Source organism: Melittangium boletus DSM 14713, assembly GCF_002305855.1.
GTDB lineage: Bacteria > Myxococcota > Myxococcia > Myxococcales > Myxococcaceae > Cystobacter > Cystobacter boletus.
Window position 1 is genome coordinate 4,829,584 of sequence record NZ_CP022163.1, and the last position, 18,706, is coordinate 4,848,289.

Genomic DNA, 18,706 nt, shown 5'->3' on the forward strand with positions numbered 1-18,706 from the left:
GTGATGCTCCGAAAACTCGTCTTCGTCCTGCTGCTGCTCGTGCCCAGTGTTGGACTCGCGTTCAACGAGGGGTTGGGTGAGCCCCCACCCCAGGTGGAGCGCCAGACGCCCGCCTCGAGTGTCGCGGGCTTCCTGGAGGCCGCGCACTCGCGGGACACGGTGGCGCTGCCGCACTTCCTGTCTCTGTCGCACCTGCCGCCCGAGCAGCAGCGGGCCGAGGGCGAACGACTCGGGCGCCGGTTGATGTTCGTGCTGGACCGGACGCTGTGGCTGGACTTCTCGAGCATCAGCCAGGAGCCGACGGGAGGCTCGCCGGACACGACCACGGTGACCCTGGGTCAGGTGCCGCTCGGGCGGGGCATGCGCGACATCCGGCTGCGCCGGGCGGAGGGGCCGGATGGCGCGCCGGTCTGGTTGTTCAGCGAGAAGACGGTGCGCTCCATCGACGCGCTCTTCGAGGAGCATGGCTCGCCCCTGGTGGAGCGGTTGCCCGCGTGGCTCTTCCTGCGCCCGGTGTGGGTGCTGGAGCTGTGGCAGTGGCTGGGGCTCGGGACGCTGCTCGTCGTGGCCCTGCTGGCGAGCCGGGTGCTGGAGGACATCGGCCGGAGGTTGGGCGAGCGCGCGGCGAAGCTGACGAAGTCCGGTTGGGATGATCAGTTGCTCGCGGCGAGCCGGGGGCCGGTGCGCTACGCGCTCGTGGCGGTGCTGTGCACGGCGGGCTCTCGCGTGTTGATGATGCCGCCGCCGGCGCAGCACGCGCTGGACCTGAGCGCGCGCTCGCTGCTGCTGGTGTCCGGGGCGTGGTTCGTCCTGCGCTTCGTGCGGCTGTCCGCCTCCTTCATCGAGGAGAAGGTGGTGAGCGGGGCGGGCGAGGACGTGGGGCGGGCGCGCGGCCTGCGCACCCAGCTCGTGGTGATGCGGCGCATCATCGAGGCGGCCACCTATGTCATCACCGCGTCGCTGCTGCTCTTGCAGTTCGAGGGGGTGCGCAACGTGGGCGTGTCGCTGCTGGCGTCCGCGGGCATCGCGGGTCTGGTGATTGGCCTCGCGGCCCAGAAGTCCATCTCCACGCTGCTCGCGGGCATCCAGTTGTCCATCACCCAGCCGGTGCGCATCGGCGACACCGTCATCGTGGAGAACGAGTGGGGGTGGATCGAGGAGATCACCCTCACCTACGTGGTGGTGAAGGTGTGGGACCTGCGGCGGCTGGTGGTGCCCATGAGCCACTTCCTCGACAAGCCCTTCCAGAACTGGAGCAAGGTGTCGCCGGACATCCTCGGCACGGCGGAGATCTACGCGGACTACCGCACGGACGTGCCCGCGCTGCGGGCGGAGCTCTCGCGGGTGTTGAACAACGAGGGCCGCGCGTTGTGGGATGGCAAGGTGCAGGGGCTGCAGGTGACGGCGCTCAGCGAGCGGACGATGACGCTGCGCGCGCTGGTGAGCGCCGCGGACGCGGGCAAGGCGTTCGATCTGCGCTGCATCGTGCGCGAGAAGCTCATCGAATACCTGGGCCGCCAGCCGCATGGCCTGCCCGTCGTCCGCGCCGAGGGACTGTTGCCCGCCGAAGCCGTCGGATCCCGTACAGGTCCGGCGCTTCCCGCCGCCGGAGACCGGAACGTGGTGGCTCCGGAGACGCGACGGGAGTGACGAGACACCAGGAGCGGCGCCTCACTCCCCCGCCTGGAGCGGTAGAGTCGCGAGCAAGCCGATGATTGCGACGTGGGGGACGAGGGCATGGCCCATGAGGGAGCGCGGAACAAGCCGGACAAGGATGAGTTCAATCGACGCGCCGCGAGCTCCGCACCGGAACTCGTCATTGGCCTCGTGGGCGCCATCGGGACGGACCTGGGAGCGGTCGCCAAGGCGCTCTCCACGGCACTGATAGCGGAGGCGAACTACCAGTCGCGGACCCTCCGGCTCTCGTCCTTGCTGCACGAAATCGAGGGACTCGACAGTCCCCTGAGCCAGAGAGGGGACAAGTTCCGCTACTACGAAGAGCACATGCAGGCGGGGACCGAACTGCGCCGGAGAATGGATAGCCCGGACGCGATGGCGTGGCTGGCCCTGAGCGCCATCCGGCAGGCGCGAAACGAGATGCTCAGGGAGGAGCGTCGCAGCACGCGGCGAGCGTTCATCCTGCATTCGCTCAAGCGAAGGGAAGAGGTCAAATCCCTCCGGGACATCTACGGTCCGGCCTTCTTCCTCATGTCCGCTTATGCCCCTCGGGACAAGCGGGTCGACAATCTCTCCCAGCGCATCTCCGAGAGCCGGGGCCTATGGCGTCCGATGGACCTGCGCAGCGAGGCCGAAAAGCTCGTGCGTACCGATGAGCGGGACCTGGACGAGCCCATGGGGCAGGATGTCCAACGCGCCTTTCCCGAGGCGGACGTCTTCATCGATGCGACGAACCCGAGGGAGATGGAGCGCAGTATCCGGCGCTTCGTCCGGCTCATCTTCGGTCATCCCTTCCATACGCCGACCCGGAGCGAGTGGGGCATTTTCTTCGCGAAGGCCGCCGCCGTGCGCTCCGCGGCCTTGGGACGGCAAGTGGGTTCGGCCATCACGACCCCCACGGGAGAACTCATCGCCGTGGGCACCAACGAAGTGCCCAAGGCGGGGGGTGGATTGTACTGGGAGGACGACGAGCCGGATGGCCGCGACTTCGTGGGGGGTGAGGACACGAGTGATCGGCACAAGCACGACCTCATCTCCGAACTCCTCCGGCTTTTGCAGGAGGAGAAGTGGCTGGCCAGTGAGTACCTCGAGTTGGATGTCCAGGAACTACGTGCTCGAGCCTTGAGGAAGGACGCGACAGGAGCAGGGCCCTGGAGGGACTCCCGGGTGATGAACCTCATCGAATTCATGCGCCCTGTTCATGCGGAGATGGCCTCGCTGATGGAGGCGGCACGGCGCGGTGTTTCCGTGCAGGGCGCGGTGATGTACGTCACGACGTTCCCCTGTCATGAGTGTGCGCGGCACATCATCGCCGCGGGCATCTCCCGGGTGATCTACATCGATCCGTACCCTAAGAGCCTCGCGGCAGGCCTCTACTCGGATTCCATTTCCCTGGAGGGCTCGGAGGGGGGTTCCACCGGGAAGGTCATCTTCTCGCCGTTCGTGGGCATCGCGCCAAGGCGCTACATGGAATTCTTCGAACTCAAGGGGGAACGCAAGGACACGGACGGCAGTGTGCTCGCCTGGGTTCCAACGGAGGTGCTCCCGAAACATCCAGGAAACTACACTGTGTACCAGTCCATGGAGGTCGAACGCATCGGTCGATTCGCCGCCAAGGTGGATGAAATCGGACTTAAATTCAGGTCGGCGGTGGAACCACGTGAGGAGGACTCCAGTGAGAAAGCCGGGATGGCTCAAAGCGCAGATCGAGGACGCCAAGGAGGAGATTCGTAGCTGGCCGCAGTGGCTGCGGCAGGCTCGAGGCCTCGAGTCGCTGGACGACGCCCGTCCGAAGCAGTCCGAGGAGCGTCCCGACGAGAAGGTTCCAGGTGACGTACCCCAGGGTGTGGGGGCATGAGAGGGAGCAGGCACCTACTTGTTCGAACTGCAGGGAGTCTCGAAGTGCTTTGGTAATACGTGGGCGCTGCACCCGCTCGACCTGGTGGTGCCCGAGGGGCGCACCACGGTGCTGCTCGGGCCGAGCGGTTGCGGCAAGTCCACGCTCCTGCGCCTGATGAACGGGCTGCTCCGGCCCGACTCGGGGCGAGTCCTCTTCGGCGGACAGCCCCTGCGCGAGGAGGACCTGCTCGCCGTCCGCCAGCGCATCGGCTACGCCCTCCAGGGCGGCGGGCTCTTTCCCCACCTCACCGCCGAGGGCAACGCCACCCTCATGGCGCGCTACCTCAAGTGGCCCGGGGCGCGCGTGAAGCAGCGGCTCGACGAGCTCGTGGCCCTCACGCGCTTTCCCCCCGACGCCCTGGGCCGCTATCCCGGCCAGTTGTCCGGGGGCCAGCGCCAGCGCGTGAGCCTCATGCGCGCGTTGATGCTCGAGCCGGACGTGCTCCTGCTCGATGAACCGCTCGGCGCGTTGGATCCGATGATCCGCCACGAGTTGCAGGAGGACCTGCGCGACATCTTCGCGCGGTTGGGCAAGACGGTGGTGCTCGTCACCCATGACCTGGGGGAGGGCGCCTTCCTGGGCCAGCACGTGGTGCTGCTGCGCGAGGGCCGCGTCGTGCAGCAGGGGCCGCTGGGTGAGCTGGAGCGCGCGCCCGCCGAGCCCTTCGTCACCCGCTTCTTCCAGGCGCAGCGCCTGCCTTTCGAGAACCGCCCCGCATGAGAGTGCTCGCCGCGTGTCTGCTCCTCGTGTTCGCCGCGTGCTCGGGTCCAGGGGGAGACGGCCCCACGGTTCGCGTGGGTTCCAAGAAGTTCACCGAGTCCGTCATCCTGGGCGACATGGCGGCGCAGCTCATGCGCGGCTCGGGCGTGCGGGTGGAGCACCGGCGCGAGGTGGGCGGCACCCAGGTGCTCTGGCAGGCCCTCAAGCGCGGGGACATCGACGTCTACCCCGAGTACACCGGGACGCTGCGTCAGGAGATCTTCGCCGGCCGCTCGTTGCCGGATGACGAGGCCCTGCGCCAGGCGCTCGCCGCCGAGGGCGTGATCATGGGCACGTCCCTGGGCTTCAACGACACCTACGCGGTGGGCATGAAGGAGGCGGAGGCCGAGCGGCTGGGCATCCGGAAGATCTCCGACTTGCGCCAGCATCCGGAGCTGCGCCTGGGGTTCAGCAACGAGTTCATGGCCCGCGCGGACGGGTGGCCCGGCTTGCGCACGCGCTACTCCCTGCCCCAGACCGAGGTGCGCGGGCTGGATCATGACCTGGCGTACCGGGGGCTGGAGAGCGGTGCCTTGCAGGTGACGGACCTGTATTCCACCGACGCGGAGATCGCCTACTACCACCTGCGCGTGCTCGAGGATGACCTGCGCCACTTTCCTCCCTACGACGCCGTGTTCATCCACCGGGCGGACCTGGCGGAGCGGGCCCCCGAGGCCCTGGCGGCGCTCGGACGGTTGGAGGGCCGTGTCTCCGAGTCCGCGATGGTGGCGCTCAACGCGGAGGCGAAGCTCGAGCGTGTCCCCGAGCGGCAGGTGGCCGCGGGATTCCTCTCGCGGGAGATGGGGCTCACGGTGAAGGTGCGCGGAGGGGGCGTGCTCGCGGGTCTGTGGTCCCACACGCGCGAGCACCTGTTCCTCGTGGGCGTGTCGCTGCTGGCGGCCATCCTGGTGGCGGTGCCGTTGGGGGTGCTGGCGGCGCGCAGGCCGAGGCTGGGCCGGGGCGTGCTCGGGCTCGCGAGCGTCATCCAGACGGTGCCCTCGCTGGCGCTGCTGGTGTTCATGATTCCGCTGCTGGGCATTGGCTCGCGGCCCGCCATCGTGGCGCTGTTCCTCTACAGCCTGTTGCCCATCATCCGGAACACGGCGGCGGGTCTGTCCGGCATTCCCCCCGAGGTGCGCGAGTCCGCCGTGGCGCTCGGCCTGCCCCCGGGGGCGCGCCTGTGGCGGGTGGAGTTGCCCATGGCGGCGCCCTCCATCCTCGCGGGCATCCAGACGTCCGCCGTCATCAACGTGGGGACCGCCACGCTGGGGGCCCTCATTGGCGCGGGGGGCTATGGCCAGCCGATCCTCACCGGCATCCGGCTGGATGACACGTCGCTCATCCTCCAGGGCGCGGTGCCGGCGGCGGTGCTCGCGCTGCTCGTGAGCGGACTGTTCGGGCTCGTGGAACGGCTCGTGGTGCCCAAGGGGCTGCGGCTGTAGCTCTGCTCAGCCCCTCGGGCGGGTGACTCAGGCGCGCCGCGCACCCCGGCGGCGGCCCTCGATCAACCACGCCAGACCCACGAGCATCCACGGCCAGAGCGCCCCGGCATCCGCCGACTGGCAGCCACAGCCGGAGGGGGACGGCTCGGGCAGGGGCGAGACGTCTCCGGGTTCTTCTCCCGGAGGTTGTCCCGCGTCCGCTCCTGTCCCTGGAGTGCCGGGCGTGCCACCTCCATCCGCCTCGCCGCCATCCGGAGCGTCCGAGCCCGCGTCCTCCTCTGAACCGGCATCGGGGATGTCCGAGCCCGCGTCCGGAGCCGGGCCCCCGTCGATGTCGCCCGGGCCGCCGTCCACATCACCCGGGCCTCCGTCTGGCTCCGTGCCGCCATCCACGTCACCTGGGCCGCCGTCGGGTGCCGGGCCGCCATCCGTGTCTCCGGTTCCGCCATCCGGCTCGGGTAGTGACGAGCGCGCGACGAAGATGGCGGTGCCCCACTCTTCCTGATCATTATCGGGGGGCGCCAGTCCGGCGACGAAGGTGACATCCCCGCGCGCGTTGATCGTGGGTGAGCCGCCGAACACGGGGACGGAGGGCTTCTCCTGGTCCAGCCGGGCCTCGCCCAGGTCCGAGGGAACGAGATCATGCTCGGTGGCCACACGCCGGGTGACTTCGCCATCGCTCACCCACACCGCGCGCAGGCCCGCGCTGTCGAAGGCGCGGAAGACGACCACGCCACTGTCGTTGATGTCCGGCGGGAAGATCTCCACCTCCTTGATCTCCCCTCGTCCGTTCTGGGCGAGGAGCCTCAACTCAGCGCCATCCCACAACCAGAGCGAGGTGAGGTTCGAGCCGGTCGCGCTCTTGGCCGTCCCGAGGAACGCGACCTTCCCCGAATTGGAGAGGGCAGGCTGCACCGAGGCCATCTTGAAGATGGGCGAGGTGGCGTCCAGCGCCTGGGTGACCGCGATGCGCCGCGAGCCGCCGCCCGAGCTCCAGATGTGCAGCTCCTGAAACCCCGCGCCTGGATCGCCCACATCCCCGACGCCGGCGATCTGCCCCTGGTCGTTGAACCCGGGCGAGTAGAGGTAGGTGAAGGGACTCGACGAGTCGAGCTTCTGCTCGCGGGCGAAGTACTCCGTCGTGAAGTTCGAGCCCGAGGGAGACAGCATCACGTAGGCCTGCCCCGAGCTGGAGAAGGTGGCGCGGAAGGCGAGCTGTCCCACCTCGTTGAGTGCCACGCTCGACCAGCTCGTGACGCCGTAGGGCTCCTTGAGGATGCGCACCTGGTCCGGGCGCTGGGCGTTGAGCAGGTAGATGCCGTTGTCTCTCGTGCCATTGCTGACGGAGAACGCGAGGTCTCCCGCCGCGTTGAGGTCCGGGTCTCCCGCGAGCACGTCCTCGCCGAGGTCCGGCAGGAGGTAGATGCGCTGGCCCACGCCGTCCTGTCCCCACCACAGGGCGCGCCGCCCCTCGGGGGTATAGGACAGCCGGAAGGCGAGCTGGCGGTCCTGGGCGAGGGGGACGCGGTAGCTGCCGGGCAGGAGGTTGTCGGGCTCCAGGTTGAAGGCGCCGGAGGGGTTGCCGGACAGGTTGGCCCGGGCCTGGAGTTGGAGGGTGTAGGTCGGCAGTTCGGCGCGGGAGGGCAGGGCGCAGAGCACGCCTCCGCACAGCAGCGCCTGGAAGAGAGAGAAGCGCATCGGGTCTCCAATGAGGTGGAGACCCAGTCTACGCACCTCGCTCCGTCCGTTTCAGGTTCCGCGGCCGTGCGCCGCCGCCGTCAGTTGCGCGGTATCCACGCGGACGAAGATCGAATCGCCCGTGGCGGTCAGCACATCGCCGGCATGGACCTCGCAGATGATCCGGGTCTTGCGGCCGACTTCACCTTCGACGCGCGCGCGCAGGGTCAGCGGCACCCCCATGGGGGTGGGCTTGATGAACTTGACGCCGAGGTTGCCGGTGACGCATTCGATGCGCGGCAGACTGCCGGGAGCGCGACCCTCGACGCGGTAGTGGTGGGCCATGGCGGTCCAGTTCGAGTGGCAGTCGACCAGCATCGCGATCAGGCCGCCGTACACCAGCCCGGGCCAACCCGTGTATTGGGACTCGGGGATGTGCCTGGCCATGACGTGGATGCCGTCGTCATGCCAGTAGCTCTTGATGTGCAAGCCGTGCGGATTGTCGCAGCCACAGCCGTAGCACACGCCTTCTGGCGCGGCGATTTCCTGAAGAGATGCGGTGTCCATCGCGAGGTCCTCGTCTGGAGCGAAGCGGGACGAGGCTATCTCGCCGCCAGCGTGCTGGCATACCGCGGTGTAGTGGTCGCTGAGCACTCAGGGCCCGTGCCCGGCCTTCGTGTCGGCCTCGGGTTCGAGGAAGCGGGTGAGGATGGTGCGCAACCGCTGGCGCGTCGTGGGTGCCCCGTCCGTCGCGCCCTCGTTCGGGCCTTGGGGGGAGGCCTCGGAAAGCCCGAAGAGGTGGTCGTGGCGCGGCTTGCCGCCGACGCGGTCCTTGAGCGTGAAGCGCGCGTGCTCCTGGAAGAGGGCCCGCCACTGCTCACGGACTTCCCGCCAGTAATCCTGGGTCCGCGTCCAGTAGGCGCTCACCTCGGGAGCGGTCCCGTCGCCTGGCTGCCGCGTGTAGAGGTTGACGCCCCGCTCGCGGGCCAGCGCATGCGGCGTGGGGCCGAGCACCAGCTTGAGGCTGTCCTGCTCGTGCACCCACCCCGTGGGCGTCAGGGCGTGCCGGTTGGTGCCCACGAGGGCGTCGTAGTCCGAGCGCTTCGTGTACTCCCGGCGCGGCAGCGGCCGCCACGTCTCCCGGGACTCCCAGGCGGACAGGCCGCGCTCGTGCGTCCAACGTCCGGAGCCCTCGTAGCGCGGGCCATCGTCCACCTCGAACACCGCCTGGCTCCAGGTGCACCGCGACTCGCTCGGGGGCAGGGCGTGGCGCTCCCAGGTGCGTCGGCCGCGGAACTCCAGCAGCTCGGTGTCCTCGAACGTCCAGTCCTGGCGCCAGTGCTTGAGGGGCGAGCGTTGGCCGTCCCGCTCCATCACCAGCAGGTGCTGGAGCGACACCTTGTGGGGCGTGTCCTCCAGCACCCGCACCACCTCCGTGGCGCTCGCGCGGTAGGGGCTTTTCAGGCTGTAGCCCTCCTGGAGGCTGACGGTCTCGTCGAAGGCGAACTCCACACGGTAGGTGCCCGCCATCTGGAGGATGGCGGCCCGGTCCTGCTCCGGGTGGCACGCCCCGGCCTGGGTGTCCCCGGAGGGCTCGAGGGGCGTGAGGTGGCGCGGCGCACAGGCGAGACCCAGCGCCAGCGCGGGCAGGGCGAGCCAGCAGGGCAGGCGCTTCCTGTCTCGGGAGCGTGAGGCGGAGCGGGACGGAGGCATGGGGGTCTCCTCGGGCGGAAGGACGAGCGACGAAGACCCTGTCTATATTGAAAATGAGAATCGTTATCAATTCCTTCGTGCCGCAGCAGAGGCCCTCGTCCCCGTGCTCGGTGGCCGGGAGCAAGCCGAGTAGGTGCCAGCAGGGCTCACGGTTCGTTGGCGTCCGCCTTCCTCCCCGCCCAGATGAGCGAGCGCCCACATGGGGGTGGCCACGCCACGCCTTGACCCACACGGAGCGCAACATCACGTTTCCGGTATGAAACCAGCGGCGGTCTTGATTCCAAAACACGATGACGCGTGGGAAGTCGGGAAACACGGCCCCATCTGGCCGAGGACACCGGCGTGCTACGGATTCACCATCATCGCGAATGTCAAACCGGGGACGGCGGAGATCATCCGTGGCTATGGGCTGAAGCTGGCGAAGGCGCTGGAGAGTGACTCCGAGCTGCTCGCGCCCCTCAAGCTCCACTACCTGCGCTGGGTGCTCTTCGACAACGACACGCGGTTCATGTACCAGGGCATCTTCGACACCGACTTCGACAAATACACCGAGGACGCGATCGAGCTCTTCAAGCGGGCCGGTGTCGACACGGTCTTCGAGAACCTCGAGGGCTTCCCGATGGACTGGAAGACGAACCCCGAGTCGTTCATCCAGTTCGTCCGGGCGCACCAGTGCCCGAGCTTCATGGAATACGGAGAGTATCCGTATGTCACCGCCGACGAGATCAAGAAGGCCCTGAAGGTGAAGGCCGCCCTCTCCGAGATGCTCGATCAAATGCAGTGAGAAGGAGCGACCCGTAGGGAGGATACGGCGATGAGCGAACCCGCGCGGACCTACAACCAGGAGCACGTGCCGCGGAAGTACATCCAGGGCCGGCGCCGGGTCAGCGTCTACATCTCCTGGAGCTATCCGGGCGAAGCCAACCGGGATGTGGCCGAGCTGGACAACCGCTACTCGACCATGACCGAGGTCCGCCGGGTCCTCTGGCCCGACTATGAGTCACCGCGGTTCGCGGACCCGTTGATGTTCCAGCAGGGGATCGCGGGCTCGCTGGAGTTGTTCTTCTGGGCCTGGGTGCGGTTCCAGCAGGTCATCCGGGAGACCACCGGGCACGAGGTCCCCGTGTTCCAGCGCGTCGACCAGGCCGGCTTCCGGCTGCCGCTCGACGAGCGAGTCCTCGCTGACGCCGACACGTTGCTCGTCTTCGGGCTGGACCACATGGTCACCGATCAGGAGGCCTCTCCGGAGGAGATCGAGGCCGTGCGCCACTTCCTCGAGCGCGAGGGCTCCTGCCTCATCATCGGCCCCCACCACGACGTCGGGGCCTCTCCGGAGATGCAGGTGCGCGCCATGGAGTATGCCCACCATGGCGACGCGCTGGTGCCCCGCCAGCAGCGGTTCGGGCGGTACACCCGCTCGCTGATGCGGGGGCTCGGAATCCCCGTCGAGAATCGACACGGTCTCCGTCCCGCGGTGATGAAGGAGAGCCGTCGGATTGCGCCGCTGTCGGTCACGAGGGATCTGGACACGCGCGGCTGGCTCGTGGGCGTCACGAACTTCAACTTCCACCAGCACCTGCCGCACTACGCCGTGACGGACGAGGGGACGAAGGCCGTCCATGTCCTGGCCAGGCAGCCCATCGACATGTCCAAGCCGCATCCGTTCACGCTGGCGGGGGACCAGGAGTTCAATGCGCTCGTCTGGGTGCCGCCGAACGGCGACCGGGGCGGGGATGTGCTGGTGGTCGACTCCACGGTCTTCAGCACCCTGTTCGGCCACGACGAGAGCCTGGAGCGCTTCTGGAGGAACATCGCCACGGCGCACTGAAGCGCGGAGGGCCCATGAGCGAGATCGCGGACACACCTCTTGAGTTGGATGACATCCAGAGCGGAATCCTCCGCCCCCGGCCCTCTCCGTATGCGGCGACCTACCTCCTGCTCCGGATCGACGACCGCGACGCGGGGCGGAAGTTGATGGGCCGGTTGAGCACCGCGGTGGCCTCGGTGGGCAACCCGAGCAGCCCGGCGGGCGATACCTGGTTGAGTGTCGCGCTCACCTTCCAAGGGCTGAGGGCGCTGGGGGTCCCGCGGGCTTCGCTCGACAGCTTCGCGTGGGAGTTCAGGCAGGGGATGGCCGCACGCGCCAGGGCGCTGGGAGACACAGGCGAGAGCAGTCCCGAGAATTGGGAGAAGCCACTCGGGACGCCGGACGTCCACGTCGTGCTCGTGGCCGTCGCGCCGGACGCGCGACGACTGGAAACGGCGCTCGCTCGCGCGCGCCAGGCGCTCGAGGAGCTGGACGGAGTCACGGCGATCTGGCGCCAGGACTGCCATGCGCTGCCCACCCAGCGGGAGCCCTTCGGGTTCCGGGATGGCATCAGCCACCCGGCCATCGAGGGAAGCGGCATCCCCGGGACCAACTCCCGGGAGGAGCCATTGAAGGCCGGGGAGTTCGTCCTCGGCTACCGCGACGAGATGGGGGGCTTTCCCCCGATACCCCAGCCCGAGGTCCTGGGGCGTAACGGGACGTACGTCGCCTTCCGCAAGCTGCATCAGCGCGTGGCGGCGTTCCGCCAGTACCTGGAGGTTCACTCCTCCAGTCCCGAGGATGAGGAGCTCCTCGCGGCCAAGCTGATGGGGCGCTGGCGCAGCGGCGCTCCCCTGGCCCGCTGCCCATTCCATGACGACCCCGAACTGGGTGCCGACCCTCGCCGCAACAATGACTTCCTCTACCGCCAGGAGGACGCGACGGGATATGTGACGCCCCCCGGTTCGCACATCCGGCGGGCGAACCCGCGAGACGCTTCCGTGGCCGGCGTCGTCCGCTTGCACCGGATGATCCGCCGCGGAACCGCCTACGGCCCATCGCTTCCGGAAGGCGTCACCGAGGACGACGGCGCCGACCGGGGATTGATGTTCGCCTTCATCGGGACGCACCTGGGCCGCCAGTTCGAGTTCGTCCAGTCGGAGTGGGTCAACAGCGGTGACTTCCTCGGACTGGGGACCGTGAAGGACCCTGTTGTCGGGGCTAGCGATGGGGCTGGCACCTTTTCCATCCCACGCCGACCGATTCCGAGGCGCCTCCAGGGCTTGCCGCGGTTCGTCGTCACCCGGGGCGGTGAGTATGGCTTCATGCCCGGACTGCGCGCCTTGCGCTGGCTTGCCGAGCTTCGGACGTGAAGAGACCGACGACGATGATGCGGAACTTCGTCCTCCACTGAGGCCATGGACTCAAGTCGCCCGGGACAGGTCGAGGGATTGGACGGCGGTCCGGTGGCCGGGGGGAATGACGGTCTTCTGGATGATGCTCCGCAAGCCGCTCGCCACCAGCAGCCGGTAGAATGGGAGCGCCTGATTCAAGCCCGGCAGCGGCTTGAGTCCGAGTAGCTTTTGCACGGGCTCGGGCGTGATCAGGCTCTGCACTTGTCGCAGCAGCTGGAAGCGCCAGGGGCCCAGGTCCCGCCGGAACGACTTCATCAGTTCCACGGTGTGCGCACTGTGCGCCAGGTTCTCGGTGAGGACCGTGTCCCGGTGCTGTCGCCATTCCGGGTAGCTCGCGGGGAGCGCGCGTATCTCCAGCCCCTCGCCGACCCTCCGCATGTACTGGTAGAGGCCTTCCTGCTCCTCCGCCGTGAGTGGCCGGTGCAGCAGGGTGAAGGCCCGCTCCGAGTAGTCCATCATCAGGTAGAGCACATCGCGATGAGCCCAGTCCGGTATGGACAGGCCCCGCTTGCGCTCGACCGCCTTGTGGATGGTGTTGATCCGCGTCAGCGTCGCGTTGGATTGCTGCTCGCTACCGAAGGCGATGTGCTGGGCGAAGCCCACGGTCTCGAAGATCCGCCCGATCGGATCGTTCAGGATGGAGCCCGTGAACGCCAGCCAGTCGACAGAGCGGTGCAGGGAGTATTCTGCGGCGGCCCCAGCGGCGATCAACAGGATGACGTCGGCGTCGCCCCAAATCTTTCGGACAATCGAGTTCTCATGCGTGAAGGCGCTCATCCCTTGAAATTCACGCCGCCTCGTCCGTTCGAGAAGCCCGTCGGGACGGCGCCGAGGTCATCCGTCCGATTCTCAACATCTCCAGGCTGGACAGGGGGGAGCGGCTAGACAGCCTCTCATGCGTCTGCCTGGAAGAATGCCCTGACCGCGTTGGCGAGGGCGCGGCGCGCTCGGTGTCCGGCCCATGACCCGCGTGTCAGTAGGGAAAATTCCTCCAGGAGTGAGTGCGCACGCGTCGTGTGCGCCGCATAGGACTGCTTGTCTTGACATGATCCGCGTAAACAGGAATTCCCCGCGTTGCGATTTCCTCATCCAAGGTTCGCGCCGATGGAGAGTTCATGTCGAAGACCCTGCAGCGCGCTGTTCTATGTGGCTCACTCTTTCTTCTCACGCTCGCGGCCCCCGGCTGTCGTGACGACGAGCCGGGGCCGGGAACGCCCGGAACCGGCTCCCCCGATTCGGGCGTGTCGCTCCCCGATCCTGACTCGGGTGTCCCCGCCCCGGACTCCGGCACCGGGACGGACACGGACGGCGGCACGGGTGAGCCCGACGCCGGTCCGCCGCCCGCCAGCGCCAACCGCGCGAGGTACGTCGATCCGTTCATCGGCACCGACGACAGTGACTCGCCCTTCCCGGTGCCGGGCGGCGCGGGCGGCAGCACCTTTCCGGGCGCCACCGTGCCCTTCGGCATGCTGCAGCTCAGCCCCGACACGCCCACCGCCTCGCCCTCGGGCTACCGCTACAGCGACTCACAGATCGAGCACTTCAGCCTGACGCACTTCAACGGCGCGGGCTGCCCCAACAACGAGGACCTGCCGTTCCTGCCGCGCGTCGGCGCGCTCACCACGTCGCCCGCTTCGAACTGGGCCAGCTTCCGCACCGGCTACAAGAAGGACACCGAGGAGGCCTTGCCCGGCTACTACGGCGTCACGCTCGATGGTGACATCGACGTGGAGCTGACCACCACCACGCGCACGGGCATGGTGCGCCTGCACTACCCGGCCTCCACCGCCGCCCAGCTCCTGCTCCATACCGGCCGCAGCGCGACGGGCGTGCGCGCTGGCACCGTGCAGCTGGTCGGCAACGACCGCATCCGTGGCAGCGCCACCGCGGGCGGCTTCTGCGGCTCGAGCGAGACCTTCACCATCTACTTCGCGGCGCAGTTCGACCGCCCGTTCTCGGCCTCGGGCACCTGGCTGGGCAACACCCTGTCGCCGGGCTCCACCTCCGCCCGGGGCACCGGCTCGGGCGCCTACGTGACCTTCGACACGACGAGCAACCCCAGGGTGCAGATGAAGATCGGCGTGTCCTTCGTCAGCGTGGACAACGCCGAGGCGAACCTGGCCGCCGAGAACAGTGGCTGGAACTTCGACGCCGTGCACTCCGCCGCGCGCAAGCGGTGGAACGAGGTGCTCAACCGCATCGAGATCACCGGCGGCAGCGACGAGGACCTCGAGCTGTTCTACACGGCGCTCTACCACGTCTTCCAGAATCCCAACGTCTCCAGCGACGTGAACGGCCAGTACATGGGCTTCGACCGCTCGGTGCACACGGCCAACGGCTGGACCGTGTACCAGAACTACTCCGGCTGGGACATCATCCGCTCGTGGACGCACCTCATCGGCGCCATCGCGCCCGAGGCGCCGGACATCATCCGCTCCATGGTCGAGGACGGTGTGCAGGGCGGCCTCTTGCCCTTCTGGTCGCATCAGAATGTCGAGACCCGTGTCATGGTGGGGGACCCGGGCACGGTGAACGTCGCCAACGCCTACGCCATGGGCGTGCGTGGCTTCGACACCAGCGAGGCGCTGCGGCTCATGCTCGAGTCCGCGACCAATCCCAACAACACCCAGCGCTGGAATCTCTCCGACTGGCTCACGTACAAGTACGCGGGCGGAAACGCGGCCATGTCGCTCGAGTACGCCATGGCGGACTTCGCCATCTCGCGCTTCGCCGGCGAGCTGGGCAACACCTCCGTGCGCGATGAGTACCTCACGCGCTCGCACTACTGGACCGAGAGCTGGAACCCGGCCAGCAAGCTGATCGAGCCGCGCGTGGGCGCGCCGCAGCCGGGCGCGGCCGCCTCGCGCATCTACGAGGTGGAGGTCTTCGGCGCCGCCTCGTCGTCCACCAACCTGGCGCTCAACCACGACGCCACGGCGAGCGCTTCGTGCAACGCGAGCGAGAACCCGTCCAAGGCGGTGAACGGCTCCATCAACGGCGGCAGCGGCGACAAGTGGTGTGACAACACCAGCAGCGACAAGTGGTGGCAGGTGGACCTGGGCAGCGCGCAGTCGATCGACAAGATCATCGTCTCCCACGCGGGCGCGGGCGGCGAGTCGGCCCAATGGAACACCCAGGACTTCACGCTGAGCGTCAGCCCCGACAACGTGACCTTCGAGACCGTGGCCACGGTCACCGGCAACGCCGCGAACATCACCACGCACACCTTCCCGGCGCGCACGGCCCGCTACGTGAAGCTGCGCATCCAGACGGCCATCCAGGTCGGCAAGACGGGCGCGTGGGACTGCCAGCCGCTCGATGTGTCGTCGCAGTGCGGCTACATCGAGGGCAACGCGGCGCAGTACGTGTGGATGGTTCCCCATGACGTCGAGGGCCTGTACACCCTCATGGGGGGCCACACGGAGTCGGTGACCCGGCTCGATGAGCTCTTCAAGGAGCTCAACGCGGGCACGCAGCGGCCGCACTTCTACATCGGCAACGAGCCCCAGCACGGCACGCCCTGGCTCTACAACTTCGCCCAGGTGCCCTGGAAGACGCAGGCGATTGTCCGCCGCATCATCGACGCGGAGTTCAATGGCAACCCGGGCGGCCTGCCCGGCAACGACGACCTGGGCGCGACCTCCGCCTGGCTCGTGTGGAGCGACCTCGGCATGTACCCGGTCATCCCCGGCACCGACGTGCTGGTGATCAACGGCCCGCGGTTCCCCAGTGCGAGGGTGCACCTGGCCAACGGTCACGTGCTGACCATCGAGGGCCAGGGCGCGGGTCCGGCGGCGAGCTACATCCAGAGCCTGGAGATTGACGGCACGGCCACGACGAAGACCTTCGTGCGCTTCGCCGACATCGCCAAGGGCTCCACGCTCAAGTACGTGATGGGCGGCAATGCGAACGAGTCGTGGGGCAGCGGCACGTCGGATCGTCCGCCGAGCTTCGCGCCGTGAGCCGTTGATGCCGCCGGCGTGGGGCCCGTTTCCCGCAGGGAGCGGGCCCCGCGCCGTGTCTTTTGACTCCAGGCTCCGTCCCTCAATAGGTGAAGAGCATGGGCTGCTGCGGCGCCAGGCCGAAGAAGTCCCGATAGACGGCGATGTAACGGTAGACGGCCAACTTGTCACCGGTTCGCGGTCCCGTCGTCCTCCGCTCAGTTCTGGATCGTGATGGAGATTGACACGGTGTTCACGTCACCTCCCGCGGCGGTCGTACTCGTCGCGGTGGCCTTGAGGGTGTATGAACTGGTCGAAGGTATCGACGAAAGGTGCCGCATTGGCATTGAGGGCGAAGGCCGTGCACAGGGCCCATGAGGTCTTGGAAAGATGATTTTTCATTCGACGCTTCCTTTTCTTTGCTCGGTCTCAGTTGGAGCAGAGCGCCACCGACGGGTAGTCCGCGGCCCCGCTCCGGCGATGCGCCAATCCGATGAGGTATTGGTTGTCGGCGCACTGCCCCTTGTGCTGGCCCACGCTCCAGTCGCCTCCCGAGAGCGACGCGCGCTGGTCTCCCCCCCAGAAGTCCTTCGCCGACCTGCTGTTGGCGGGGATGCCACCGGTGTTCTGCTCACAGAGCAGACCCGCCAGCTCGAGCCAGAACGGGTTCGCCGTGGAGATGCCCACCGCGTAGGAGCCCATGGGGCACTCGAACTTGATGCTCTGGTTGGCCCAGTCACCCGGGTAGCGCAGCGGTGAGACCTCCTGGGTGACCGTCTGGTAGCTCCCCGTGCCTTGCTGCGCGGGAACGGCTCCCGCGTTGGTGCAGAGAATGGAGAAGCCCCCGCTCACCCCCACCACGCGATAGCCCCTCGGACAGCTGATCTTCGCCTTGCCCGAGTGCCAATCAACATCCAGCGAGTTGTTGTCCACGTAGTAGGTGGAGCTCCCGTTCTTCAGGAGGACGGTCATCGGCAGGAAGCGCGTTGCCTCCACGGCGCCTGTCCGCCCGTCCGCCCCGAGCAGCCGACCCAAGGGGCCCGTCCCGAGCCGCCAGTCACCGTTGCGCACGCCATTCCAGTCCGGATAGCTCCACAGGCCGTAGGTTTCGTCCTCCCCCTGCACCGAGTTCTGCAACTTCGCCGCGTTCATGGCCCAGTAGGCCCAGTCGACGTCCTTGTCGATCAGGTAGTCCGCGAGGTGGCTGAACCACGCTCGGGAGTTGGCCGCCTGCTCGTTGTAGCCGATGCCGAACTCGCTCATCCAGACCGGCGCGGTGTATGCCTGATTCGCCGCGAGCACGAAGCCCCACTCCTGGTCCAGGGTGCCGTGGAGCGTGGACTTGTCCATGTCGCTGTACTTCGGGCCGCTGCCCAGAGAGCCTCCCGACTGTTTCGGCCCGGTGTAGCCATAATTGTGCACGGCGTAGACGAGCTTGTCTCCGCGCAACAGGGCGATGGGCCGCTGCCTCATGGGCTTGAGCTGCGGGCGCTCTCCGTCCAGGAGTCCCCACCAGTTGACCGCCTCGACGACGATGAGCAGATCCGGGTTCGTCCGCAGCAGCACGTTGCCCATCGTCTGGGCCGCCATGTGCCAGTCATGCTGGTTGCGCATCCCCCAGTTGGGGCTGTCCAGTCCGTCCGGACGCACCTCGTTGCGCAGGTCGGCCCCGGCTACCCACTTGTTGCCCTGGTAGCGCACCGCCATCATCACCCAGTCGTCCTGCCATCGCTGCAGGGCCTGGCTGCTGTCCCAGAAGCCATTGCCATCCCAGCCGCAGCACCACATGGACTTCGTCGTGTGGTTGTTCAGGATGACCACCAGGCCCTGCCGTGTCAGCTCCGCCACGACGGCGTCGAAGACCTCGAGCGCCGTCTTGTTCAGCAACTCCGGGTTCTTCGTGGGGTCGATACACGTGACGCCGTACTTCTCCAGACAGCGCTGCGCCGCGGGCTTGTTGTTGTCCGGATGCAGCATGTTGTTGGAGAACGGAAGCCGGACGGAGTTGAAGCCCAGTGCCTTCATTCCCATGACGAGGTCCGACAGCTTCTGCTTGTCCAGGCCTCCCACCACCTCGAGCTGATCGCTCGCGCCGAACCAGTTGACGGACTTCAGCTTGAAGCGCTCTCCGCAGCGGTCGACGATGTAGCGGCCCCGGGTGCTCAGCGGAACGGGTGGGCCGCACTGCGCCGCGGCCGGTCCGGCACGCTCGGAGCCTCCGAGGTCGCCTGGCTCGGCGTCGGCCTTTCCAGTTCGGGCCAGGGCGGCTGTGCCGCACAGGTGGAATACCGCCAACATCAGCAGCAAAGGACTGTTCTTCATGGGGAACGGCTCCTGGATAAGGGGAATTGAGACTGAACTCCCGAAAACCAGGA

General features: G+C 67.8%; 14 protein-coding genes. 8 read left to right on the forward strand and 6 right to left on the reverse strand.

Annotated features, from left to right (window positions below; translation table 11 throughout):
* The first annotated feature begins 3 nt into the window (after window positions 1-3).
* The 4 genes from MEBOL_RS20485 (at window position 4) to MEBOL_RS20500 (ending at window position 5,778) form a co-directional block, all read left to right on the forward strand.
* Window positions 4-1,650 (forward strand): mechanosensitive ion channel family protein, encoded by a 1,647-nt coding sequence (locus MEBOL_RS20485; RefSeq protein WP_095979023.1) that lies wholly within the window; start codon window positions 4-6, stop codon window positions 1,648-1,650.
* 87 nt (window positions 1,651-1,737) lie between these two features.
* Window positions 1,738-3,411 (forward strand): anti-phage dCTP deaminase, encoded by a 1,674-nt coding sequence (locus MEBOL_RS20490; RefSeq protein WP_157775294.1) that lies wholly within the window; start codon window positions 1,738-1,740, stop codon window positions 3,409-3,411.
* A 142-nt stretch (window positions 3,412-3,553) separates the two neighbouring features.
* Complete coding sequence (locus MEBOL_RS20495) at window positions 3,554-4,297, forward strand: ATP-binding cassette domain-containing protein (RefSeq protein WP_095979025.1); 744 nt, start codon at window positions 3,554-3,556, stop codon at window positions 4,295-4,297.
* A complete protein-coding gene (locus tag MEBOL_RS20500; protein WP_095979026.1) occupies window positions 4,294-5,778 on the forward strand; it encodes an ABC transporter permease/substrate-binding protein in 1,485 nt (494 codons plus the stop codon). The genes MEBOL_RS20495 and MEBOL_RS20500 overlap by 4 nt, the downstream gene beginning before the upstream one ends.
* A 27-nt stretch (window positions 5,779-5,805) precedes the next feature.
* Here MEBOL_RS20500 and MEBOL_RS20505 read toward each other — a convergent pair whose 3' ends face one another.
* The 3 genes from MEBOL_RS20505 to MEBOL_RS20515 all read right to left on the reverse strand — a co-directional run bounded on the left by MEBOL_RS20505 (window position 5,806) and on the right by MEBOL_RS20515 (window position 9,168).
* Window positions 5,806-7,476: an MXAN_5453 family MXYO-CTERM-anchored protein gene (locus tag MEBOL_RS20505; RefSeq protein WP_095979027.1), complete on the reverse strand. Its 1,671-nt coding sequence runs from the start codon at window positions 7,474-7,476 to the stop codon at window positions 5,806-5,808.
* Between the two features lie 51 nt (window positions 7,477-7,527).
* Window positions 7,528-8,022 carry a PaaI family thioesterase gene (locus MEBOL_RS20510; protein WP_095979028.1) on the reverse strand — a complete coding sequence of 165 codons (495 nt, stop codon included), beginning with the start codon at window positions 8,020-8,022 and terminating at the stop codon, window positions 7,528-7,530.
* Window positions 8,023-8,109: 87 nt separating this feature from the next.
* The gene (locus tag MEBOL_RS20515) at window positions 8,110-9,168 is read right to left on the reverse strand and encodes a DUF6607 family protein (RefSeq protein ID WP_095979029.1); all 1,059 of its coding nucleotides are present in this window, start codon (window positions 9,166-9,168) and stop codon (window positions 8,110-8,112) included.
* Between the two features lie 274 nt (window positions 9,169-9,442).
* Here MEBOL_RS20515 and MEBOL_RS20520 point away from each other — a divergent pair, with 274 nt between their 5' ends.
* The 3 genes from MEBOL_RS20520 to MEBOL_RS20530 are packed head-to-tail and all read left to right on the forward strand — an operon-like array spanning window position 9,443 to window position 12,348.
* Window positions 9,443-9,952 carry a hypothetical protein gene (locus tag MEBOL_RS20520; RefSeq protein ID WP_245919960.1) on the forward strand — a complete coding sequence of 170 codons (510 nt, stop codon included), beginning with the start codon at window positions 9,443-9,445 and terminating at the stop codon, window positions 9,950-9,952.
* A 30-nt stretch (window positions 9,953-9,982) separates the two neighbouring features.
* Window positions 9,983-10,996 carry a hypothetical protein gene (locus MEBOL_RS20525; protein ID WP_179956433.1) on the forward strand — a complete coding sequence of 338 codons (1,014 nt, stop codon included), beginning with the start codon at window positions 9,983-9,985 and terminating at the stop codon, window positions 10,994-10,996.
* A 14-nt stretch (window positions 10,997-11,010) separates the two neighbouring features.
* Complete coding sequence (locus MEBOL_RS20530) at window positions 11,011-12,348, forward strand: Dyp-type peroxidase (RefSeq protein ID WP_095979031.1); 1,338 nt, start codon at window positions 11,011-11,013, stop codon at window positions 12,346-12,348.
* A gap of 51 nt (window positions 12,349-12,399) precedes the next feature.
* On the opposite strand, the gene MEBOL_RS20535 is transcribed toward MEBOL_RS20530, so the two are convergent.
* A complete protein-coding gene (locus tag MEBOL_RS20535; RefSeq protein ID WP_095979032.1) occupies window positions 12,400-13,167 on the reverse strand; it encodes an oxygenase MpaB family protein in 768 nt (255 codons plus the stop codon).
* Window positions 13,168-13,505: 338 nt separating this feature from the next.
* Between MEBOL_RS20535 and MEBOL_RS20540 the strand changes: the two genes are divergently transcribed.
* The gene (locus MEBOL_RS20540; protein ID WP_095979033.1) at window positions 13,506-16,352 is read left to right on the forward strand and encodes a GH92 family glycosyl hydrolase; all 2,847 of its coding nucleotides are present in this window, start codon (window positions 13,506-13,508) and stop codon (window positions 16,350-16,352) included.
* A 237-nt stretch (window positions 16,353-16,589) separates the two neighbouring features.
* On the opposite strand, the gene MEBOL_RS42345 is transcribed toward MEBOL_RS20540, so the two are convergent.
* Together MEBOL_RS42345 and MEBOL_RS20545 are read right to left on the reverse strand one after the other, a co-directional pair.
* The gene (locus tag MEBOL_RS42345; RefSeq protein ID WP_218920933.1) at window positions 16,590-16,733 is read right to left on the reverse strand and encodes a hypothetical protein; all 144 of its coding nucleotides are present in this window, start codon (window positions 16,731-16,733) and stop codon (window positions 16,590-16,592) included.
* 27 nt (window positions 16,734-16,760) lie between these two features.
* Entirely contained in the window at window positions 16,761-18,653 is a 1,893-nt protein-coding gene (locus MEBOL_RS20545) for a glycoside hydrolase family 5 protein (protein WP_095979034.1), read from the reverse strand.
* Window positions 18,654-18,706 lie beyond the last annotated feature (53 nt).

Bases quoted from the DNA above. Each gene is read 5' to 3' on its own strand.
- MEBOL_RS20485 (WP_095979023.1), top strand. From the start codon at position 4: ATGCTCCGAAAACTCGTCTTCGTCCTGCTGCTGCTCGTGCCCAGTGTT.
- MEBOL_RS20490 (WP_157775294.1), top strand. From the start codon at position 1,738: ATGGCCCATGAGGGAGCGCGGAACAAGCCGGACAAGGATGAGTTCAAT.
- MEBOL_RS20500 (WP_095979026.1), top strand. From the start codon at position 4,294: ATGAGAGTGCTCGCCGCGTGTCTGCTCCTCGTGTTCGCCGCGTGCTCG.
- MEBOL_RS20505 (WP_095979027.1), bottom strand. From the start codon at position 7,476: ATGCGCTTCTCTCTCTTCCAGGCGCTGCTGTGCGGAGGCGTGCTCTGC.
- MEBOL_RS20510 (WP_095979028.1), bottom strand. From the start codon at position 8,022: ATGGACACCGCATCTCTTCAGGAAATCGCCGCGCCAGAAGGCGTGTGC.
- MEBOL_RS20515 (WP_095979029.1), bottom strand. From the start codon at position 9,168: ATGCCTCCGTCCCGCTCCGCCTCACGCTCCCGAGACAGGAAGCGCCTG.
- MEBOL_RS20525 (WP_179956433.1), top strand. From the start codon at position 9,983: ATGAGCGAACCCGCGCGGACCTACAACCAGGAGCACGTGCCGCGGAAG.
- MEBOL_RS20530 (WP_095979031.1), top strand. From the start codon at position 11,011: ATGAGCGAGATCGCGGACACACCTCTTGAGTTGGATGACATCCAGAGC.
- MEBOL_RS20535 (WP_095979032.1), bottom strand. From the start codon at position 13,167: ATGAGCGCCTTCACGCATGAGAACTCGATTGTCCGAAAGATTTGGGGC.
- MEBOL_RS20540 (WP_095979033.1), top strand. From the start codon at position 13,506: ATGTCGAAGACCCTGCAGCGCGCTGTTCTATGTGGCTCACTCTTTCTT.
- MEBOL_RS42345 (WP_218920933.1), bottom strand. From the start codon at position 16,733: ATGAAAAATCATCTTTCCAAGACCTCATGGGCCCTGTGCACGGCCTTC.
- MEBOL_RS20545 (WP_095979034.1), bottom strand. From the start codon at position 18,653: ATGAAGAACAGTCCTTTGCTGCTGATGTTGGCGGTATTCCACCTGTGC.